General features: G+C 63.0%; 17 protein-coding genes and 2 tRNA genes. 13 read left to right on the top strand and 6 right to left on the bottom strand.

What is annotated here, in order from left to right:
* Positions 1–26: 26 nt before the first annotated feature.
* From LXM88_RS15320 to LXM88_RS15300, 5 genes are all read left to right on the top strand, one after another.
* Entirely contained in the window at positions 27–1,229 is a 1,203-nt protein-coding gene (locus LXM88_RS15320) for an amino acid aminotransferase (protein ID WP_262532774.1), read from the top strand.
* A gap of 22 nt (positions 1,230–1,251) precedes the next feature.
* Entirely contained in the window at positions 1,252–2,043 is a 792-nt protein-coding gene (locus LXM88_RS15315; protein ID WP_262532773.1) for a class II aldolase/adducin family protein, read from the top strand.
* Between the two features lie 91 nt (positions 2,044–2,134).
* The gene (locus LXM88_RS15310; protein WP_262532772.1) at positions 2,135–3,715 is read left to right on the top strand and encodes a flavin-containing monooxygenase; all 1,581 of its coding nucleotides are present in this window, start codon (positions 2,135–2,137) and stop codon (positions 3,713–3,715) included.
* A 277-nt stretch (positions 3,716–3,992) separates the two neighbouring features.
* A complete protein-coding gene (locus LXM88_RS15305) occupies positions 3,993–5,693 on the top strand; it encodes an MFS transporter (protein WP_262532770.1) in 1,701 nt (566 codons plus the stop codon).
* A gap of 329 nt (positions 5,694–6,022) precedes the next feature.
* Positions 6,023–6,316 (top strand): hypothetical protein, encoded by a 294-nt coding sequence (locus LXM88_RS15300; protein ID WP_318654678.1) that lies wholly within the window; start codon positions 6,023–6,025, stop codon positions 6,314–6,316.
* A 104-nt stretch (positions 6,317–6,420) separates the two neighbouring features.
* Here LXM88_RS15300 and LXM88_RS15295 read toward each other — a convergent pair whose 3' ends face one another.
* From LXM88_RS15295 to LXM88_RS15280, 4 genes are all read right to left on the bottom strand, one after another.
* A complete protein-coding gene (locus tag LXM88_RS15295; RefSeq protein ID WP_262532766.1) occupies positions 6,421–6,651 on the bottom strand; it encodes a hypothetical protein in 231 nt (76 codons plus the stop codon).
* Positions 6,652–6,769: 118 nt separating this feature from the next.
* A complete protein-coding gene (locus LXM88_RS15290; protein WP_262532764.1) occupies positions 6,770–7,879 on the bottom strand; it encodes a class II histone deacetylase in 1,110 nt (369 codons plus the stop codon).
* A gap of 16 nt (positions 7,880–7,895) precedes the next feature.
* Positions 7,896–9,104 carry an MFS transporter gene (locus LXM88_RS15285; protein WP_262532762.1) on the bottom strand — a complete coding sequence of 403 codons (1,209 nt, stop codon included), beginning with the start codon at positions 9,102–9,104 and terminating at the stop codon, positions 7,896–7,898.
* A 21-nt stretch (positions 9,105–9,125) separates the two neighbouring features.
* The gene (locus LXM88_RS15280) at positions 9,126–10,172 is read right to left on the bottom strand and encodes a porin (RefSeq protein WP_262532760.1); all 1,047 of its coding nucleotides are present in this window, start codon (positions 10,170–10,172) and stop codon (positions 9,126–9,128) included.
* Between the two features lie 302 nt (positions 10,173–10,474).
* Here LXM88_RS15280 and LXM88_RS15275 point away from each other — a divergent pair, with 302 nt between their 5' ends.
* Positions 10,475–11,620 (top strand): helix-turn-helix transcriptional regulator, encoded by a 1,146-nt coding sequence (locus LXM88_RS15275; RefSeq protein ID WP_262532758.1) that lies wholly within the window; start codon positions 10,475–10,477, stop codon positions 11,618–11,620.
* A 104-nt stretch (positions 11,621–11,724) separates the two neighbouring features.
* Positions 11,725–12,723, top strand: a complete 999-nt coding sequence (locus LXM88_RS15270; RefSeq protein WP_262532756.1) for a 2-dehydropantoate 2-reductase — start codon at positions 11,725–11,727, stop codon at positions 12,721–12,723.
* A 162-nt stretch (positions 12,724–12,885) separates the two neighbouring features.
* Here LXM88_RS15270 and LXM88_RS15265 read toward each other — a convergent pair whose 3' ends face one another.
* Both LXM88_RS15265 and LXM88_RS15260 read right to left on the bottom strand, forming a co-directional pair.
* Entirely contained in the window at positions 12,886–13,335 is a 450-nt protein-coding gene (locus tag LXM88_RS15265) for a MarR family winged helix-turn-helix transcriptional regulator (protein WP_262532754.1), read from the bottom strand.
* Between the two features lie 62 nt (positions 13,336–13,397).
* The gene (locus LXM88_RS15260; RefSeq protein ID WP_262532752.1) at positions 13,398–14,543 is read right to left on the bottom strand and encodes a glycerate kinase; all 1,146 of its coding nucleotides are present in this window, start codon (positions 14,541–14,543) and stop codon (positions 13,398–13,400) included.
* Between the two features lie 387 nt (positions 14,544–14,930).
* Between LXM88_RS15260 and tig the strand changes: the two genes are divergently transcribed.
* From tig to LXM88_RS15230, 6 genes are all read left to right on the top strand, one after another.
* Positions 14,931–16,277 (top strand): trigger factor, encoded by a 1,347-nt coding sequence (gene tig, locus LXM88_RS15255; protein ID WP_262532751.1) that lies wholly within the window; start codon positions 14,931–14,933, stop codon positions 16,275–16,277.
* Positions 16,278–16,417: 140 nt separating this feature from the next.
* The gene (gene clpP, locus LXM88_RS15250; RefSeq protein ID WP_010092137.1) at positions 16,418–17,071 is read left to right on the top strand and encodes an ATP-dependent Clp endopeptidase proteolytic subunit ClpP; all 654 of its coding nucleotides are present in this window, start codon (positions 16,418–16,420) and stop codon (positions 17,069–17,071) included.
* Between the two features lie 164 nt (positions 17,072–17,235).
* Positions 17,236–18,507 carry an ATP-dependent Clp protease ATP-binding subunit ClpX gene (clpX, locus tag LXM88_RS15245; RefSeq protein WP_006489345.1) on the top strand — a complete coding sequence of 424 codons (1,272 nt, stop codon included), beginning with the start codon at positions 17,236–17,238 and terminating at the stop codon, positions 18,505–18,507.
* Positions 18,508–18,704: 197 nt separating this feature from the next.
* Positions 18,705–21,128 (top strand): endopeptidase La, encoded by a 2,424-nt coding sequence (lon, locus tag LXM88_RS15240; RefSeq protein ID WP_262532616.1) that lies wholly within the window; start codon positions 18,705–18,707, stop codon positions 21,126–21,128.
* A gap of 206 nt (positions 21,129–21,334) precedes the next feature.
* Positions 21,335–21,410, top strand: a tRNA-Val gene (locus LXM88_RS15235).
* A 23-nt stretch (positions 21,411–21,433) separates the two neighbouring features.
* A tRNA-Asp gene (locus tag LXM88_RS15230) sits at positions 21,434–21,510 on the top strand.
* Positions 21,511–21,754 lie beyond the last annotated feature (244 nt).

The following is a 21,754-nucleotide window of genomic DNA, read 5'->3' as shown; positions in this document are numbered from 1 at the left end:
TCGTCGGACACGTCCAAGGAGTTTCCGTGTTTGAACATATCTCCGCTTGCTCGGGTGATCCGATGCTTCGATTAACTGAAGAATTTCAGCAAGATTCGCGACCAAACAAGATAAACTTGGGTATTGGTATCTATGTTGACGCGGTAGGGAAGGTTCCTGTGATGCGAGCTGTACGTGAAGCATCAGCAGCGGCATCACATCAAATGACACCTCGCCCATATCTATCCGCGTACGGAGACACCCAATATCGTGATGTCGTACAGGAGCTCATATTTGGTCGGGATAGCGAGGCGCTCAAGACCAGGCGCGTCGCGACGTTGCAAACCATTGGCGGTTCTGGCGCCCTCAGGGTAGGCGCCGATTTTCTGAAACGCCATTTCCCCGCAGCGGGAATATGGATTAGTAACCCAAGCTGGGAAAAGCATCGCGTCATATTCGAAGCCGCCGGTTTAGCCGTCAATAGCTATCCATATTACGATGTACGTACCGGTGGGCTGCAATTTGAACAGATGCTCGACGCGATTGACATCCTGCCGGAGCGAAGTATCGTGCTGTTGCATGCGTGCTGCCACAATCCGACTGGCATCGATCCGAACGACAGACAATACGCCGAACTTGTTCCAGTATTGCAGCGCCGCCGCGTGATTGCTTTCATCGATTCGGCCTACCAAGGATTTGGAGCGGGGCTTGACGAAGATGCAGAGCTTATACGACTTCTCGAGTCGTCCGGTGTGCCACTAATCGTTGCCAGCTCATTTTCCAAAAATTTTTCCCTGTACGGTGAACGTTGTGGTGCGCTAAGCATCGTGTGTGCAAGTGCCGACGAAGCCGAACGTGTACTCGGACAACTGGTGTCCACGATTCATACAAACTATGGGAACCCACCAACGTACGGTGCACGGCTCGTTGCGGACGTTCTTCACACCCCCCTATTGCGTGTCCTGTGGGAAAGCGAACTCGGCGAGATGAGCGAGCGGATTTGCTTAATGCGGCAGGCTATTCATCAAGACCTCGCGGAACGCATCGGTGATGCGCTGTGTACGCATTACATCGCGCAACGCGGCATGTTTGCCTATACGGGGCTGACCGAGGCGCAGATTGAGAGGCTGCGTCGGGAGCATGCCGTGTATTTGCTAAGTTCGGGACGCATGTGCGTGGCCGGACTGAATCCGAGCAATGTCGGGTACGTTGCGTCTTCGATTGCCGCTGTCGTGGCAGCGGACGCATGAGTGTTAGGAAATGGAGACTCAGATGAATACGATTGGGCAAAATCCAGCGGTATCGTCCGCGCTTGCCGCGATACATCCAGACGAGCGGTATGCGCGAGTGCAACTCGCCGCATGCTACCGCATCTTCGCCATGCTCGGCTGGACAGAGATGATCTACAACCACATCACAGTACGATTGCCTGTGAGCGTCAGTGGCGAGGATCGCCAGTTTCTGATCAATCCGTTCGGACTGCATTACAGTGAGGTCACGGCCAGCAACCTTGTGAAGGTGAACGCGCTTGGGCACATTCTCGACGGCTCACCATATCCGGTCAATCCGGCCGGCTTTACCCTTCATGCCGCGATTCATGCGGGTTTGCCGGACGCACATTGCGTGATGCACACGCATACCACTGCTGGCGTTGCGGTCGCCTGCCTCGAAGGTGGTTTGCAGCAGGCGAGTTTTTACAGTGCGCTGCTGCACGATCGCATTGCCTATCACGACTTCGAGGGGATTACGATTCACCCGGAAGAAGGGCCGCGGCTAGTTGAAAATATTGGAGAGCGGCAAGCTGTAATCCTTCGCAATCACGGGCTGCTTGCCTGGGGTAGGACGCTGCCACAGACCTTCACAATCCTTTGGACACTCAATCGCGCCTGCGAGATTCAGGTAGCAACGCTCGCGATGGGGCAGGCAAGAACCATTGAGAACACTGTGGCAGGTCGTTGCTCGCGCGATGCGCGGCAGTTTGATTCCCACCATGGCGCAGGACAAGACGTCTTCGATGCGTTAGTCCGACAGATCGATGTCGTCGACACCAGTTATCGAGATTGAGCGAGTGGAACAGGATATCGACTGACAACTACACGCCAATTGATGTCGTCTCTCGCACTACAGCTTCTTGCTTCCATGGAGAATCGATCCAATGAAAATCTGTGTGATTGGTGCTGGGCCATCGGGGCTATGCGCAGCTAAGGAAATAAAAGAGAACAATCCTCGCGCAACGGTTGCGATCCTCGAGGAGGCGAGTACCATCGGCGGCGCCTTTTCCCGATCATATAAAGGCCTCACTCTCGTCAATAACCCGCTTCTTATTTCATTTAGCGACTTTCTGGCGGAGGAGTGCGTTGATGATTTACGTATGTGGACAGCCGAAGAATATGTGGGCTACCTCGAACGTTACGCCAAGTCAAATGATCTCATCGATTGCATCAGGTGTGGGAGTCGTGTTACGAATGTCTCGCTTCTGAATTCAGAATGGCAAGTCACATTCTCGAATGGTCACGCATCACACACCCAGGTATTTGATTATATTGTGGTATGTAGCGGCGCGAATGGAAAGCCAAATCCTGTCACATTTAAAAATCAACACCGTTTTCTTGGTAGGGTCGTTCACAGCGATGATATCAAGGATCCCAAAGAGCTGGCGGGACTAAATGTGGTATTTGTTGGCATGGGCGAATCAGGCTCGGATCTGTGCTATATGTCGTCCGAGGTTTCTGCGAGAAGCATCGTTTCAATTCGGCGTCGCCCTGGGTATCTAATCCCGCGCTACCACGATGGTCGTCCAACGGATCTAGACACCTCGCGAATTTACCATTGCTTGCCAAAAAATATCGACGAAAGCTGCTTATCGTTCTTTTTGAAATACAAGCGGAGAATCGAGCGCAACAGCATTTGCTCGCGGGAGGATGTCGCAATCCAGGATCGGGCGGACTATTTGAATGGCGAGCTGTTTGGCGCCGACAATCTCGGCCCTTTCCGACGTACTACAACGAAAAGTTGTGGATTTATTCGTGCTCATCTCGCCGGAGCAGTAGAAATAATGCCGGAGATTGCCGATCTCGATGGCAATCAGGTTCATTTCAGCGATGGTTCTGTCGTACATGCAGATATTATCGTATGTTGTACGGGCTACAAAGGTCGACTTGAATTCTTGCCCGCCGAAATAAGAGAGCACATTCCCTCGTCCAATGAGCTCTACGAGTACATGTTTCTGCCGGATTACATCGACAAGCTAGCATTCGTTGGTTTTGTACGGCCGGGTGTTGGAACTGTTCCGGTTGCCGCGGAATTGCAAAGCAGGTATCTCGGTCTTTTGCTTAGCGGTCGAATTCGATTTCCGAGTCGGGAGGCCATGGTGACGGATATACGACTCCAGCAGGAATCAGCTCGGAGAATTTTCCCGGCAGATTTTGATCGCGTCGGTCACATTATTGATTATTATTCTTACATTTCAAAGGTTGCGAAAAAAATCGGTGTGCGCCCTCGACAATGGGCGCTATTTTTTACTGATGTGCGTCTCTGGTACAAAGTTAATTTTTCATTCTTGTGCCCTGGCATGTTCCGCCTCAGTGGCCCGGGAGCGAAGCCTGACACCGTGAAGAGTGTCCTGCGATCGCTCCCGACGATGCCAAAAAGAGTACTGCTCCTCGAAGGGGTACTCTATGTGCTATGCCACGTTTTGGCGGCCATCGGGTTGCGACGCTTTCGCCCATTGTCATGACCAAGCTGTCCTCGCATGAAGGTCGCGTCGAATGGATTCGAAAGTGATGTACCGCTCTTCGCGCTTCACTGCTTGTTTCCGTAAGCAGACGTGAGACCCCGGCGGGATCTGCGCGGTGCTCCACGAATAGACTGTGCGCCGCCTAAAGTCAAAATGGATCGATTTCGTATTCCACTACGACTAGTGATTCGACGCGTCCGGAGATGCGGCATCGGAAACTCTTGGGGGCGCTGAATCGAACGACCAAGGTCACTTAATCAACGAATTGCCAAAACAAGTGCCGACGTTTCTTAATATCAAAAACGTAATATGGAACATCGCGATGAAAGCACGGAGCTTTGATTTTCACCATCCGATTGCCTTCTGGACAGGCTGCGCCGCCATTAGTAGTGGTGTGCTCGCGCATATGCCGATGTTCTTGATGGGCAGGCACAACGGCTACCAGATGGTTGGTATGGAAATGGATGCCACGATGCTTGGCGGGATGGCGCTCATCTTGCTCGGCACGTTGCTCTCGGGTTACGGCCTGACGCCGCGCGTTGCGAATACGCGCCGGGAGCTGCCAACTGACAAGCCGGCAAAGTTCTATATCGCCGACCACACGCGGCTAAATAACGCGCACTGGAAGCTTTTCGCGGTTCTGATTATCGCGCTTGTCGTCGACGTGCTTAAGCCAGCGACACTTGGTTTCGTGGTTCCAGGCATGATGCGCGAGTACGAAATCAGCAAGGCTAGCGTTAGCGTTCTGGCATTGTTCGCTCTCGCGGGTACCACTATTGGCTCAATTGTGTGGGGGTGGCTAGCCGACGTCTTTGGCCGACGCTCGTCGATTCTGCTCTCGGCGTTGTTGTTTATCGGGACCTCAATCTGCGGCGCAATGCCAACTTTCGAGTGGAACTTGGCGATGTGCTTTCTGATGGGCATGTCGGCAGGCGGTCTATTGCCGATTGCGTTTACGGTGATTGCCGAATCCGTTCCGACCGCACACCGCGGCTGGATGTTGGTTGCGCTGGGTGCGATTGGCACGTCGGGGGGGTATCTGCTGGCGGCGGGATCGGCCGCGTTGCTTGTGCCTGAATTCAGTTGGCGTGCGCTCTGGCTGCTGGGTTTGCCGACCGGACTATTGATCGTGTTCTTGGGGCGCTATATCCCGGAATCGCCACGCTTTCTTGCGGCGGCAGGGTTTGAAAGTGAGATTCGCGCTGTAAGTGGCCGCTTCGCATGTGCTCAAGCGAGCCTGCCTCCTGAATCACCTGCGGCTTTCGCAAATGGTGGCGAGCTCCCAACGAGCAGTCGCGTGCAGCTGTTGCTCGGCAGCCATGCGACCATCACTTGGTGTCTAATTCTCTGTGGTATAGCTTGGGGCATTGTCAATTTTGGCTTTCTGCTTTGGTTGCCGACCAATTTGGATAGCATGGGTATGGATCCTGTCGTGAGCAGATGGCTCCTCACCAACTCTGCATTGCTAGCGCTTCCCGGCACTGCGATTGCAATTTGGCTCTACTATCGTTGGAGCAGTATCAATTCGTTGGTCCTGTTCATCGTGCTTACCGCAGCGGCACTGCTGATGTTTTTCTTGCTAGGTCTCGCGCACGTGCGATCAACGATGGCGATAGCATTAGTCACCGCAGCCATGTTAATGGGTTCGACCGGCGTCATCGCGATGCTTATCCCCTATGCCGCTGAAGTTTATCCGACGTATTCGCGTGGCACGGGCACGGGCTTGATTGCGGCCAGTTCCAAACTCGGTGGCGTCCTCGGTGCTTGCCTGGGAGCTTTGGGAGGGGCGGGGCTCGATCAATTGTTGGCTTCACCAATACTGGTGACAGTGCCGCTAATCGTGGCCGCAATACTGCTGGTTCGCTACGGAGTCGAAACTCGGGGGCGTAGTCTGGAGGATGTCCACAACACGTTCGCGATAGAGGATAGGGCATCGAAGGCGCAGCTTGATCGATTTTCGAACGACAGGGATCGCTAGCCACTGGTGCTGTCAGGTTGTTGCAGAAGCCGGCTTGGGGGCGACCGGAACCATTTCTTTGAGGGCTACGCATTTATTGCGCAAAACCTCACGAGATCGTTTCTGAATAATGGTCATGGAGTCCGGCCTTACGCACCAGAAGTCGGACGCGCACCCGTCAGGGTGACGTTCCCGAAAAAGCGCTGCCGGTCGGCTGACCGCAGCGCTTTTTCGTTTCCGCCCGTTCCTTCCGCGGCATGCGGGCCCGTACGAGTGCACGTGGACATTCGGCCGCGTGTAATATCGGCACCAATATTCCAACACACGGCACAGAACCCGAGGGGCCACCGATGAAGAACACCGCACGCATGTCGATTTCCGTTCTGGCGCTGCTGCTGGCCACGCCGGCATTTGCCGCTACGCCTGCCGACAACGTTGCGTGGAGCGCCAGGCCAGTACAGACGGCCGCATCGTCGTCGGCGTGCTCCGCCTACTCGGGGCGGGTGATGTCGAGCGGCGAACAGATCTCGACGGAAACCGTGCTGAAAGCGCTCGGCACGTCGCTGGCCGGTGCCGCGCTGGGCGCCGTCGCCGGCGGGTATCAGGGCGCAGCCCCCAATCCGTGCCCGCGCCCCGGCCTGTGACCGGCTCGCAAGCGAACCTTGGGAATCGCCGCTTCGACTGAAACAAGCCGGATATCAAGCGCCGCGCGTCGCCCGACCGCGGCGCTTGGTCGTTTCTGGCGCGCCTACTCCCAGAAGCTCCGGATCGCGACCGCCACGATCACCGGCACCGAGAACACCAGCGGGATCGCGAAATATTGCGCTTCGCGATCGACGATCCAGCTATAGATCACCCACGCCGCGCCGATCGCGAACGTGATCAGGCCGACCGCGACGGCGACGATGTTCAGGACCAGCTTCGAAGGCTGGCGGCGCGTTTTGGCATTGTCGTTGTTGTCGCGCGGGGACGATTTCATCGGAGGAGTGCGGCTTCGGGCCGGAACAGGGGTAAAAGCACAGGAAACCCCATCCGCACGGATCGCGCAAGGGCCGGCGCATGCCGGCCCCGTCATGTTCATTCCCGAGCGTTACAAGCTACAACCCGAACGACGCAGCCAGTTCGTCGAGCAGTCCGCGCTGGAACGCGATGAACCGCTCGCCCGGCTGCTGCGCGATCGCGAGGTCGAGCATCGGATCGGCGACGTCGGTGCGAATGCCGGCCAGCGCCTCGACGATCGCGAGCCCGCAGAACGGCACGTACGCTTCCGAATACCCGCCTTCATGAACGATCACGAGCCGGCCGCCGCAATGGCGCTGCGCGGCATCCTTCACCGCATGCGTCATGAACCGGTAGCTGTCGGTATGCAGCTGCATGCGCGCGAGCGGATCGACCGCGCTTGCATCGAGGCCGCTCGCGACGACGATCAGTTCGGGCCGGAAGCGCTCCAGCGCCGGCAGCACGATCCGCTCGAACGCGTAGCGATACGCGTCGTCGCCGCTGCCCGCGAGCAGCGGCACGTTCAGGTTCGCGCCGACACCCGCGCCCTCGCCGCGATCGTCCGCGCCGCTGTAGCCGGGCGGGAAGCAGCGGTCCTGGTGCAGCGAGATCGTCAGCGTGTCCGGATCGTCGTAGTAGATCGACTGCGTACCGTTGCCGTGATGCACGTCCCAGTCGATTACCGCGACGCGTTCGATGCCGTGTTTCGCGCGCGCGGCCTCGATCGCGATCGGGATGTTCGCCAGCATGCAGAAGCCCATCGGGCGGTCGCGCAGGCAGTGATGGCCGGGCGGCCGCGACAGCGAGAACGCATTGGCCGCGCGCTCGCCGACGACCGAGTCGACCGCCGCGATCGCGAGGCCGACCGACAGCGCGGCGATCTCGTAGCTGCCCTTGCCGAACGGCGCGAGATCGCCGAGGTCGCCGCCGTTCGCGTCGCTGAGTGCGCGGAACGCGTCGAGATAGTGCGCCGGGTGAATGCGCAGCAGGTCGGCGGTCGAGGCCGGCTCGGCGCCCCGCAGGTCGAGTTGCGCGGCAAGGCCCGACGCCTGCACGAGCGACAGGAAGCGGCGCTTCGAATCGGGCGATTCCGCGTAGCCCGCACTCGACGGCGGCTGGACCCACCCGCCGACCGGGAAGAACAGCGCGTGCGTGCCGCCGGTGTGCCAGAAAGTGCGTTCGTCGGTGAAGAAGGCAGTTCGATTCATGGATGTGCGTGACCTGTCACGGTTGGGAGGAAACGGAAGCGCGTGCGCGGCGATCGAGATAGCGCAGCGCGGCGAACGAGACAATTGCGACGGCCGTCGCGGCCGCGAACAGCGCGCGCATCGTGCCGCCGGCGTCGAGCATCAGCCCGGCGAGCAGCGGGCCGGCCGCGAGGCCGGCGCCGATCACGAAATTGAGCGTCGCGACGAGGCGGCCCGACGTGTCGATCTGCGCGACGGTCGCGAGGATGAACGGCAGCACGAAGGTCCACGCGAACTTGAACGCGAAGATCGCTGCGCTGTAGCCGCCCGCGTGCCGCATCGCAGCGAGCGCGACGAGCGAGGCCGCGAGCAGCGCGTAGCCCGCGGCCAGCATCGCGCGTCGCGCGAGCCGGCCGCCGGCGCACGACGCGAGCGCCGCGCCGGCGATGCCCATCACGCTCGCGATCGCGAGCACGTTGCCGGTCGACTGCGGATCGAGCCCGGCCTCGGCTGCCGAGCGGCTCGCGAACGTCCACACGCTGCCGATTGCGAGATAGAACGTCAGCACCGCGCCGATTGCGAGCACAACGAAGCTTCGCGGCGTATGCGTCGCCGCACCGCGCGCGGTTTGCGCAGGTGTCGCTCGCGTGCCGAGCGACGCCGGAAAACCACGCGACAGCGGTGCCGCGAGCAGCGCGAGCGCGGCGAGCGCGATGTACAGCGCGCGCAACCCGAACGCGGCGAACACATGCGGCAGCACGAACAGGCCGATCGCGCCCGCGATCAACTGGCCGACCACCCACAGCCCGTACACGCGATCGCTGTTCGTGCTCGTCGCCGCGCTCGTCATGCAGAGCACCATCAGCGAGCCGCCGCCGAGCGCGGTGACGGCACGCAGCGCGAGCAGCGCGGCGAAGCCCGGCATCCACAGCGCGGTCAGCAGGTTGCCCGCACCGAACAGCGCGATCGCGCATCCGGCGACGCGACGCGCGTCGACGCGGCCGAGCCACAGGTACGACGGCACGGTCGCGAGGCTGAACGCGCCGAGTTCGACGAAGAAGTGAGTGCCGATCTGCGACGCAGATAGCCCGAGTTGCGCGGCGAGCTGGCCGGCGACGGCCGGCGCCACGAGCAGCAGCAGCGGCGTGATGGCCGCGAACACGACGAGCGCGGCGAGCGTCGACCGCGCGAACGTCGGCGCGCAGCCGTCGGTCGAGAGTGCGGCATCCGGAGACAGGGTTTTCATGGCGGGATCTCGTTGGAGGAATCAGAACAGGTGGTACATGCCGACCATCGCGCCGAACTGCGACGCGCCGGCGAGCGGCGTCGGGTCGTATTCGTAGACGGTCTGCGAACTCTGGCCGCTGTTGCGCGCATAGCCGAGGTTCACGTACGCGACGGTGCGTTTCGACAGCGCGTACGTGGTACTTGCGATGAACAGCGTCGGATGGCCGATCGCCGGCGTGTGCGAGTCGGTGTGGTAGACGCCCGCGTTCAGGCCGATGCCGTTCGGGCTCACGTAGCGCGCGCCGCCCCAGACGATCGTGCGCGCCGCGTCGAGGTCGCCCGTCAGGCGCTCGACGCCGGCGTAGACGGTGAGCGGCAGTGTCGCGAACGCATAACGCGCGGCGAGCGTGCCGAGTTCGCGGCGGCGCGCCGACGTGTCGTCGGCCGCCGACACGTCGCCGTGCGCCTGATGCAGCACCGCGCTGACCGACAGGCCGTTGCTCGTGTACTGGCCGCCGAGTTCGAGCACGCGTCCGGCACGCGTATTGCCGGCGACGCCGGTCGTCGCGGCGAGCGCCTCGACATCGAAGCCGGCGAACGTCGGCGACTGGTATTTGACCGAGTGGTCGATGAAGTTCGCGTTCATCGGCACGAGCACGCCCTGGCCGCTGTACGACGCGTACCAGAGCGGGTCGTAGAACAGCGTCTTGTCGAACAGCACGCTGAACTGCCGGCCGAGCGTGACGGTGCCGACGGGCCCCGCGATGCCTGCGTACGCGCCGCGAAAGAACGCGTAGCCGGGCGCGGTCGCGGTGCCGTCGTTGACGTTGAGGCCCTGTTCGAGCTTGAACAGCGCACGCCAGCCGCCGCCCAGATCCTCGTTGCCCTTCAGCCCGATCTGCGACGGCAGGATGCCGTAGTTCTGCAACTGCACGGCCGAACGGCGCCCGTCGGCGTGCGTCAGGTATTTCACGCCGGCGTCGAGCGCGCCGTACAGCGTGAGGGTCGACTGCGCGTGCGCGGCGACGCTGCACACGGCGAACGTCGCGGCGGCCGCGGCCGTGCGGATGAAGCGGGATTTCGTCACGTGGAGTTCTCCATACCGTCCTGCATCGGTTTGTCGTTGGTGTTGTCGCGACGCAGTGTCCGCAGCGGGAAAACCTTCGAACAGTCGTGCAGATGAACGCTGCGGAAAACCCGCGGTGCACGGCATGGACGCAGTGCGATGCCGCGGCGCGCCGTGCTGCGGAGCAGCAACGTGCCGCGCACCGTTCAAATGGATGGGGTTGCCGCCGGTTTCGGCACCGTGGCCCGCCAAAAAAGCCGCTGGCTATAATCGGCCGTCTGCGTTGCGTGCATCAGCGGCCCGATCGGGCAGGGGAGCGGAAGGTGAGGATCACGACGGATACCGGGCAGGATCTCGACGCGCTGCGCGACGTGCCGGCCGCCATCGTGCTCGACGAATTCGCGTGGCCGCCGCTGCCTTCGCGTCGCGCCGATTTCGACGGCGTCGCGCGCGGCGACGCAGCGCAGCGGGAACTCGGGCTGATGCTGCTCGACCTCTACGCAGTCGCCGCGCAGTCCGGCATCGGCGAATTCGAATACCGCTTCTTTTCATTGCTGCAGGCGCTCGTGCCGTTCGATGCCGCATGGACGGGAGTCGCGACACATGCGTCCACCGGCCCCGTGATGCACAACAGCTTCCTGTACCGCCTGCCGCACGCGTTCTTCAGCGACTGGAAGCGCGTGCGCGACTGCGACCCGCTCGCGCACCGTACGCTGCGCGGCGCGCACGGACGCGCGGTGCGGCTGTCGGTCGTCGAGCCGGGGCTCGATGCGCGGTTTCGCGACTGGTGCGTGAAGTACGGGCTCGCGCAACTGATGTGCGTGTGTACGCTCGATCGCCGCTTCGGCCTGACGACGTTCATGTCGATCTACCGCCAGGGCCTGAATCGCCCGTTCAGCGACGACGATGCGCGCCGTTTCGAGGAGGTGATTCCGCATCTCGCGGCTGCGCTGACGATCAATCGCGCCGCGCAGCTCACGCGCGAGCGTGGCGATGCGGTGGCCCCGGCGGCGCGCGCGCTGTGCGACAACTTCGGCGTGCTCCATCACGCCGATCACGGTTTCGACGACGTGCTGCGCGCCGAATGGCCGGCGTGGGCCGGCACGCGCGTGCCGGCACCGCTCGTCGCGCACCTGCGGCGCCAGTCGGGCCAGCCGTTCGTCGGCGACGCGCTGCGCATCCAGTGCGTGCCTGTCGCGGGCCTGTTCCAGATCGAGGCGCGGCCGCGCTCGCTGCTCGACCGGTTGAGCCCGCGCGAACTCGCGGCGATCCGTTATTACGGCGCCGGCCGTTCGCACAAGGAAGTCGCGCAACAGATGGCGATCTCGCCGACGACCGTACGCCACTACCTGCGCTGCGCGTACCGCAAGCTCGGCATGCACGACAAGAGCCAGATCGCGGGCGTGCTCGGTGCGACGGGCGGCGCGGCCGACGACGAACCGGTGGAAGCGGGCGGCGAGTCGCGTTGAGTCTGAGCCGCGCGAACGCGCGCGTCGCAAGCTGCCGCGAGAATGGTTGTGCCCGCAACCATTGAGCGTTATGCTCGTCAGCTCCCAGGAGACGGAATTCCATCATGAACGACACGAATTCAGGGTCGGTGCGCGCGGCGGTGGTCGGAGTCGGCGCGATCGGCGGATTGCTCGCGGCTGCGCTGTCGCGGGCCGGCATGACCGTGAGCGCGTACGCACGCGGCGCGACGCTCGACGCGCTGAACACGCACGGCGTGCGCGTGATCGACGAGGCGGGCGTCACGTCGTCGGTGCCGGTGCGCGCGAGCGACGACGCGGCCGCGCTCGGCGTGCAGGACTACGTGGTGATCGCGCTGAAGGCGCAGGCGCTGCCGGCGCTCGCCGAGCGCATTGCGCCGCTGGTCGGGCCCGATACCGTGATCGTCGCGGCGATGAACGGGTTGCCTTGGTGGTTCACGCACGGGCTCGAAGGGCCGGTCGACGGCGTGCCGCTCGACGCGGTCGATCCGGCCGGCGCGGTGTCGGCGGCGCTGCCGCCTGCGCAGGCGATCGGCTGCGTCGTGCACCTGTCGTCGAGCACCGACGCGCCGGGCATCGTGCGTCGCGGGCGCGGCAACCGGCTGATCGTGGGCGCGCCCGATTCGCGGCTCGACACGGCCACCGCGCGCTTCGCCGCGGCGCTCGCGGCGGGCGGGTTCGACGTCGAGTCGACGCCCGCGATCCGGACCGAGATCTGGACGAAGCTGTGGGGCAACATGAACATGAATCCGCTGAGCGCGCTGACGGGGTCGACGGCCGAGCAGTTGCTCGATGATCCGTTCACGCAGGATCTCGCGCTGCGGATGATGGAGGAGGCCACCGCGATCGGCGCGAAGCTCGGCCTGACGACGGGGATGAGCGGGCCCGAGCGGATCGCGGTCACGCGCAAGCTCGGCGCGTTCAAGACGTCGATGCTGCAGGATTTCGAAGCGGGGCGCTCGCTCGAGATCGGGCCGATCCTCGGCGTGTTTCCGGAACTCGGGCGCAAGCTCGATGTGCCGACCCCGTATTGCGACGCCGTACTCGGGCTGTTGCGCCAGCGTGCGGCGAACAGCGGCCTGTAACGCGTGTGTGACGGCTGGATTCGCGCTCGCGTGCCACGCGGCACAGCGCGAACCTTGCGGGGTGCCGCCGCCTGATGCAAAACGGGCCGGCCTGTCGAATTTGTCAGATGAATGCTTCCGGCAGGGCTCGGCCGTCCGGCGACGCCGGGCCCGTCACGCGGCTCAGTCGTCCCGCTCGGTTGCGTGCGCGACGACCTTGTCGAGCAGCCGCTCGAACGTCTGGCGTTCGCTGTCGGACAGGCACGCGAGCAACCCGTCGTTCCACTTGCGCACGATCGGCATGATCTTGCGATGCAGCGCGCGGCCGTCGGCGGTCAGCGCGATCAGCACGATCCGGCCATCCTCGTCGCTCGCGCTGCGCTCGAGCAGCCCCTGGCGCAGCAGCGCTTCGGCCGCGCGGCTCGCCTGGCTCTTGTCGAGATTGGTGTGGCGCGCGAGATCCATGATCGAGAACGGACCGAACGCGCCGACGGCGGCGATCACGCGCGCTTCGGGCAGCGAGATGTCGAGCTTGTGCCGGTACACCTCGCCGATCCCGCGGTCGGATCGCTTCGTGAGCACGTGGAGGCGATAGGTCAGAAACTGATCGAGCCCGGCTTGACGGCCTTTCATGTCGAATCCTGAAGAAAAAGGGCGGGCCCGATTGTTCCTGTATCGCGCGCTCGGGTCAACGGTCAGTGTGCGCCGTATTTCAGGCGCGTCAATTGCTCCGCTTCGTTCGCGAGCAGGTTCGCCGCGTCGCGGATCGCGACGTCGAGCGTGATCGGCCCGGGAGCCGGCGAGAAGCAGCCGGAAAAATGTTCGGACAGGCGCGGCAGCGCGGCCGGATCGACCGCGCCGGACAGCAGCGACGCGGGCACGCCGGCGGCCTGCGCGTGCCGGCACGCGATGAACGGCGCCTTGCCGTGCAGCGTCTGCACGTCGGAGCGGCCTTCGCCGGTGATCAGCCAGTCGGCGCCGGCGAGCGCCGCATCGAGCCCGACCTGCCGCGCGACGACTTCGGCGCCGGCTTCGAACTGCGCGCCGAGCATGTGCAGCGCGAAACCGAGGCCGCCAGCGGCGCCGGCACCGGGCAGGTCGCGAGCGCGCCGATCGAGCGCGGCCTCGAGCAGGTCGGCGAAATGGCCGAGCGCAGCGTCGAGGGTCGCAACCTGCGCGGGCGTCACGCCCTTTTGCGGGCCGAACACGGCGGTCGCGCCGTGCGCGCCCGTCAGCGGGTTGTCGACGTCGGACATGCCGACGAATTCCGTTTCCTTCAGGCGCGGGTCGAGCCCCGACGCATCGATGCGCGCGATGTCGGCGAGCCGCGACGGCACGGGCTCGACCGGCTGGCCGCCCGCGTCGAAGCATTGCAGGCCGAGGCCCGCGAGCAGCCCGGCGCCCGCGTCGTTGGTGCTGCTGCCGCCGAGCGCGACGAAGAAGCGGCGCACGCCGTCGTCGAGCAGCGCGCGGATCGCCTCGCCCATCCCGCGCGTGCTGCGCGCGTCGACCGGTACGCTCATGCCGACCGGGTCCGTAATGCCGACGACCTCGGCCGTCTCGACGATCGCGGTGCGCGCGTCGATCACGCCGACCGCCGCGTCGCGTGCCGCGAGCGACGCGCCGGCCACCCGCAGCGAGCGCCGCGTGCCGCCGCCTGCCAGCATCGCGTCGAGCGTGCCTTCGCCGCCGTCGGCCATCGGGCAGCAGCGCACGACCGCGTCGGGGCGGGCGCGGCGGATGCCGGTGGCGATCGCGTCCGCGACCTGCTCGGCGGAAAGCGAGCCTTTGAACGAATCGGGCGCGATGACGACGACAGGCGCGGACGGGTGTTGCGGCATGGTGTCTCCGGAAGGCGTGATTGGTGTGAAGAATTAATGGGGCGCGACGACGGGGCACCCTCAATCGGAGCTTACAGGATGGCGGGCCCGTGGTGGATACGGCGTTCGGCATAGCGGCGATCCGCGCGCATTGCCGTGCAAGGGGCTGTCGACACGGCGGAGACGCATGCGTGTCGTGCCGAACTGGCGGTGCGAGGAAAATTGTTTGCTAGAATAGTCGATTCTTCCGGCCAAAGCCGTGCTCCGAGCCGCTTGCGCTAGCCATCCGGCGCGTGCAGGGATGGCGTGGCGCTCCGGCGCGGCGTGTATGCGTGTCGCAGTAGCGCCGCAGGCAGGCACGGCAAGGAAAACCCGATTCGCTCGAATAATTTTAGGACGATTGAAGCCATGGCTAACGTTGTTGAGAACCTCGGCAAGCTTGAACGCCGCGTGACGATTTCCCTGCCGAAAGACACGGTGCAGAAGGAAATCGACGCCCGTATCCAGAAACTCGCGAAGAACGTGCGCATGCCGGGTTTCCGCCCGGGCAAGGTGCCGCTGAAGATGGTCGCGCAACAATACGCGGGTCAGGTCGAGGCGGAAGTGCTGAGCGACAAGATCGGCCAGGAATTCTTCACGATCAGCCGCGCGGAAAACCTGCGCGTCGCCGGCCAGCCGAGCTTCGAGCCGAAGCAGGAGCAAGCCGAAGATGCGTACGCGTTCGACGCGACGTTCGAGGTCTACCCGGAAGTGAAGATCGGCGATCTGGCGACGGCTGAAGTCGAGCGCTCGACGACGTCGATCGGCGACGCCGAAATCGACCGCACGCTGGACATCCTGCGCAAGCAGCGCGTGCACTTCCATGCACGCGGCGAAGCCGGCGAGCACGGCGACGGCGGCGCGGACACCGCAGCCAAGAACGGCGACCGCGTGACGGTCGACTTCGTCGGCAAGATCGACGACGTCGCGTTCCAGGGCGGCACGGCCGAAGACTTCCCGTTCGTGCTCGGCGAAGGCCGCATGCTGCCGGAATTCGAAACCGCTGCGCTGGGCCTGAAGGCCGGCGAAGCGCGCACGTTCGACCTGAAGTTCCCGGACGATTACCACGGTGCCGACGTCGCAGGCAAGACCGCGCAATTCACGGTCACGATGAAGAAGATCGAGTGGCCGCACCTGCCGGAAATCGACGGCGAATTCGCGAAGTCGCTCGGCATCGAAGACGGCGACCTCACGAAGATGCGCGGCGAGATCAAGGAAAACCTCGAGCGCGAAGCGAAGCGCCGCACGCAGTCGATCGTCAAGAACCAGGTGATGGATGCGCTGCTGAAGATTTCCGAACTCGACGTGCCGAAGGCGCTGATCGAGCAGGATCAGCAACGTCTCGTCGAAATGGCTCGCCAGGATCTGGCGCAGCGCGGCGTGCCGAACGCGAAGGACGCACCGATCCCGGCCGAGATGTTCGCCGAGCAGGCCGAGCGTCGCGTGAAGCTGGGCCTCGTGCTGGCCGAGCTCGTGAAGTCGAACAGCCTCGAAGCGAAGCCGGAACAGATCCGCGCGGAAGTCGACGAGTTCGCGAAGAGCTACGAAGACCCGAAGGAAGTGGTCCGCTGGTATTATTCGAACCAGCAGCGCCTCGCCGAGATGGAAGCGTTCGTCGTTGAAAGCAACGTCGTCGATTTCGTGCTGGGCAAGGCAAAGGTGACGGACAAGGAAGTGAGCTTCGAGGCACTCGCGAGCGCATCGGCGCAAGCGTAAGTGTCGCTCTAGCGGCGTGCCGGCTGTCGGAGCGACGGCCTGCACGCCGTTTTTACGTCAAGCGCACGGTTGCCATTAATATGGCGATTGAGCGGGCGACTTCCCTCCGTTCAATTTTCCATTCGAACAAGGTTCATTGAATGATCACTCGCGCTGAATTGCTGGACATGCTTGCTTCGAACGCGCCGCAGGGTTTCGAGGCGCAAGCACTGGGGCTGGTGCCGATCGTCGTCGAAACGAGCGGCCGCGGCGAGCGTTCGTACGATATCTACTCGCGTCTCCTGAAGGAGCGCCTGGTGTTCATGGTCGGCGAAGTGAACGACCAGACCGCGAACCTCGTGGTCGCGCAGTTGCTGTTTCTCGAGAGCGAGAATCCCGACAAGGACATCAGCCTGTACATCAACAGCCCGGGCGGGTCGGTGTCGGCCGGCATGGCGATCTACGACACGATGCAGTTCATCAAGCCGGACGTGTCGACGCTGTGCATGGGCCTCGCGGCCAGCATGGGCGCGTTCCTGCTCGCGTCGGGTGCGAAGGGCAAGCGCTTCGCGCTGCCGAACTCGCGCGTGATGATCCACCAGCCGCTCGGCGGCGCACGCGGCCAGGCATCCGACATCGAGATCCAGGCGCGCGAAATCCTCTACCTGAAGGAGCGGCTGAACCAGTTGCTCGCGCAGCACACGGGCCAGGACGTCGAGCGCATCGCGCGCGACACCGACCGTGATAACTTCATGTCGAGCGAGGACGCGAAGGCGTACGGGCTGATCGATCAGGTGCTGCTGAAGCGCCCGTAAACTTAAGTGGGGTGCCGCCCCGATTCGCGCGGCGCCCCTGCTATGTTCCGCACGCCCTGAGCCTCTGCGGCAAGCGCATCCGGCCGGCTCCGGTCGCGCCCTAGGCGCGGTGTTCGGAGCATTCGGCGTATCATGTCATTTACCTGTCCGGAGGCTCTACATTCATGGCGGACAAAAAAGGTTCGAACAGCGAGAAGCTGTTGTATTGCTCGTTTTGCGGGAAGAGCCAGCATGAGGTGAAAAAACTCATCGCGGGCCCGTCGGTGTTCATCTGCGATGAATGTATCGACCTCTGCAACGAGATCATTCGCGACGAGGCGGCTGCCGCCGGCGTCGAGGCCAGCCTGTCGCGGTCGGATCTGCCGAGCCCGCAGGAAATTCGCGACATCCTCGATCAGTACGTGATCGGCCAGGAGCGCGCGAAGAAGATCCTCGCCGTGGCCGTGTACAACCACTACAAGCGCCTGAAGCATCTCGACAAGAAGGACGACGTCGAGCTGTCGAAGAGCAACATCCTGCTGATCGGCCCGACGGGCTCCGGCAAGACGCTGCTCGCGCAGACGCTCGCGCGGTTGCTGAACGTGCCGTTCGTGATCGCCGATGCGACGACGCTGACCGAAGCCGGCTACGTCGGCGAGGACGTCGAGAACATCATCCAGAAGCTGTTGCAGAACTGCAACTACGAGGTCGACAAGGCCCAACGCGGGATCGTCTACATCGACGAAATCGACAAGATCAGCCGCAAGTCGGACAACCCGTCGATCACGCGCGACGTGTCGGGCGAGGGCGTCCAGCAGGCGCTGCTGAAGCTCGTCGAGGGCACGATGGCGTCGGTGCCGCCGCAGGGCGGCCGCAAGCACCCGAACCAGGATTTCATTCAGGTCGACACGACCAACATCCTGTTCATCTGCGGCGGCGCGTTCGACGGTCTCGAAAAGGTGATTACCGATCGCACCGAGAAAACCGGCATCGGCTTCGGCGCGACGGTCAAGAGCAAGCAGGAACGCGACGCGGGCGAAGTGCTGCGCGAAACGGAACCGGAAGACCTGATCAAATTCGGTCTGATCCCCGAATTGATCGGTCGCCTGCCGGTGGTCGCGACGCTCGGCAAGCTCGATGAAGCCGCGCTGATGAAGATCCTGGTCGAACCGAAGAACGCGCTCGTCAAGCAGTATCACAAGCTGTTCGCGATGGAGCGCGTCGAACTGGAGATCCGGCCGGGCGCGCTGCAGGCAGTCGCCCGCAAGGCGATCCGCCGCAAGACCGGCGCGCGCGGTTTGCGTTCGATCATCGAACAGGCGTTGCTCGACGTGATGTACGAGCTGCCGACGATGAAAGGGGTCAGCAAGGTCATCATCGACGAGAACGTCATCGATGGGGACGGCAAGCCTTTGCTGATCTACGAGGACACGCCGAAGGTGGCGGGTTCGAACTGACCGGCTTGCCGACGATGTTCTGCGAAAAAGGCCGTTCATGAGACCGTGGGCGGCTTTTTTTCGTTTATCTTGTGGGTAACTCTGACTCGACACGCGGTGGTTACTTTCTTACCGAATATTTCCCGCACTTGAAGGCTTGCAATTCGTTGTGGCGGCCTCAATTACCGAACAATTGATTCCACTCATGGGGAAATGAAATGTCAGGCACCCAACTTCTCCCGCCGGAACGCATCACGCTCCCGCTGCTGCCGCTGCGGGACGTCGTCGTTTTCCCGCACATGGTGATTCCGCTCTTCGTGGGCCGGCCGAAATCGATCAAGGCCCTCGAAGCAGCGATGGAAGGCGGCAAGCACATCATGCTCGTCGCCCAGAAAACCGCGGCCAAGGACGAACCGACCGAAAAGGACATGTACGAGGTCGGCTGTATCGCCAACATCCTGCAGATGCTGAAGCTGCCGGACGGCACCGTGAAGGTGCTCGTCGAGGGCCTGCAGCGTGCGAAGGCGTTGTCGATCGAAGAACAGGAGACGCAGTTCTCCTGCGAAGTGATGCCGCTCGAGCCGGATCATGCCGACAGCGCTGAAACGGAAGCGCTGCGCCGCGCGATCGTGTCGCAGTTCGACCAGTACGTGAAGCTGAACAAGAAGATCCCGCCGGAGATCCTCACGTCGCTGTCGGGCATCGACGAAGCAGGCCGTCTCGCCGACATGATCGCCGAGCGCCTGCCGCTGAAGCTCGACCAGAAGCAGCACATCCTCGAGATGTTCCCGGTCATCGAGCGCCTCGAGCACCTGCTCGCGCAGCTCGAAGCCGAGATCGACATCCTGCAGGTCGAAAAGCGCATCCGCGGGCGCGTGAAGCGCCAGATGGAAAAGAGCCAGCGCGAGTACTACCTGAACGAGCAGGTCAAGGCGATCCAGAAGGAACTGGGCGAAGGCGAAGAGGGTGCCGATCTCGAGGAACTCGAGAAGCGCATCAACGCCGCGCGCATGCCGAAGGAAGCCAAGAAGAAGGCCGATGCCGAGCTGAAGAAGCTGAAGCTGATGTCGCCGATGTCGGCGGAAGCGACCGTCGTGCGCAACTACATCGACACGCTGATCGGCCTGCCGTGGCGCAAGAAGAGCAAGGTCAACAACGACCTGTCGAACGCCGAGCAGGTGCTCGACGAGGATCACTTCGGCCTCGAGAAGGTCAAGGAACGCATCCTCGAGTATCTCGCGGTGCAACAGCGCGTCGACAAGGTCAAGGCGCCGATCCTGTGCCTCGTCGGGCCCCCGGGCGTCGGCAAGACCTCGCTCGGCCAGTCGATCGCCCGCGCGACGAACCGCAAGTTCGTCCGGATGGCGCTCGGCGGCGTGCGTGACGAAGCCGAGATCCGCGGCCACCGTCGCACGTATATCGGTTCGATGCCGGGCAAGATCCTGCAGAGCCTCACGAAGGTCGGCGTGCGCAATCCGCTCTTCCTGCTCGACGAAGTCGACAAGATGGGTATGGATTTCCGCGGCGATCCGTCGTCGGCGCTGCTCGAAGTGCTCGATCCGGAACAGAACCACACGTTCGCCGACCACTACATCGAGGTCGACTTCGACCTGTCGGACGTGATGTTCGTCGCGACGTCGAACTCGCTGAACATCCCGCCGCCGCTGCTCGACCGGATGGAAGTGATTCGTCTGTCGGGCTACACGGAAGACGAGAAGGTCAGCATCGCGCAGCGTTACCTGCTGCCGAAGCAGAAGAAGAACAACGGGCTGAAGGAAGGCGAGATCGAAGTCGCCGAGCAGGCGATCCGCGACATCATCCGCTACTACACGCGCGAAGCCGGTGTGCGTTCGCTCGAGCGGGAAGTGTCGAAGATCTGCCGCAAGGTCGTGAAGATGCTGCTGCTGAAGAAGGCATCGGGCGCGATCAAGGTCGATGGCGAGAACCTCGATACGTTCCTCGGCGTGCGCAAGTACGACTTCGGCCTCGCGGCGAAGGAAAACCAGGTCGGTCAGGTGACGGGCCTCGCGTGGACGGAAGTCGGCGGCGACCTGCTGACGATCGAAGCCGCGGTGATGCCGGGCAAGGGCAACGTGATCCGCACCGGTTCGCTCGGCGACGTGATGAAGGAGTCGGTCGAGGCTGCGCGTTCGGTCGTGCGCTCGCGTTCGCGCCGTCTGGGCATCAAGGACGAAGCGTTCGAGAAGCAGGACATCCACATCCACGTGCCGGAAGGCGCGACGCCGAAGGACGGTCCGTCCGCCGGCGGTGCGATGACGACCGCGCTGGTGTCGGTGCTGACGGGCATTCCCGTGCGTGCCGATGTCGCGATGACGGGCGAAATCACGTTGCGTGGCGAAGTGCTGCCGATCGGCGGGCTGAAGGAAAAGCTGCTGGCTGCGCATCGCGGCGGCATCAAGCTCGTGCTGATCCCGGAAGAGAACGTGAAGGATCTCGCGGACATTCCGGACAACGTGAAGAACGCGATCGAGATCGTGCCGGTCCGCTGGATCGACAAGGTGCTGGAACTCGCGCTCGAGCGTTCGCCGACTCCGCTGCCGCCGGAAGAAGAAGCGAAGGCAGCGGCGCCGGTCGGCGAGGCGGCGAAGGATGCCGGCTCGACGGAAGTCGTCAAGCACTGAGTGCCTGAACGCCGTCGTTGCTGACGGTTGTTCACGAAACCCGCGGCGTGTCCGCGGGTTTTTTTATGTGTGCAGGAATCGCGAGCGGGCGCGACAGAAAAAAATTCGCATCCAGGCTTGGCAAAATGATCGGGGATGAATTAAACTTGCGGGCTCGCTGGTTGTTGATGCGGAAACGCAGATCGCAGCCAGATCGAATCGGGAACGGGTGCTTAGCTCAGCTGGTAGAGCGGCGCCCTTACAAGGCGTAGGTCGGGGGTTCGAACCCCTCAGCACCCACCAGTTTCCTGATTCAGCCAGACCAAGGAGCGGTAGTTCAGTCGGTTAGAATACCGGCCTGTCACGCCGGGGGTCGCGGGTTCGAGTCCCGTCCGCTCCGCCAAAAAAATGAAAAAGCCCGCCTTGTGCGGGCTTTTTCATTTGTGCGTCCAGTTGTTGCGCCCGATCTCGGGCGCGTGACTGCAGAGCGGAGGAAGCCGCCTGCGCGGCTTCCGGCGGGACTCGAAGGGCTGCGCTTGCAAGCGCAGCCGCGGCCTGCGGGATGTAGGCGAGTCCCGTCCGCTCCGCCAAAAAATGAAAAAGCCCGCCTTGTGCGGGCTTTTTCATTTGCGTTTCCGGTTGCGGCA

It is taken from the genome of Burkholderia sp. S-53 (assembly GCF_025560745.1).
Lineage (GTDB): Bacteria > Pseudomonadota > Gammaproteobacteria > Burkholderiales > Burkholderiaceae > Burkholderia > Burkholderia pyrrocinia.
This window is presented reverse-complemented; position numbering and strand designations above follow the sequence as displayed.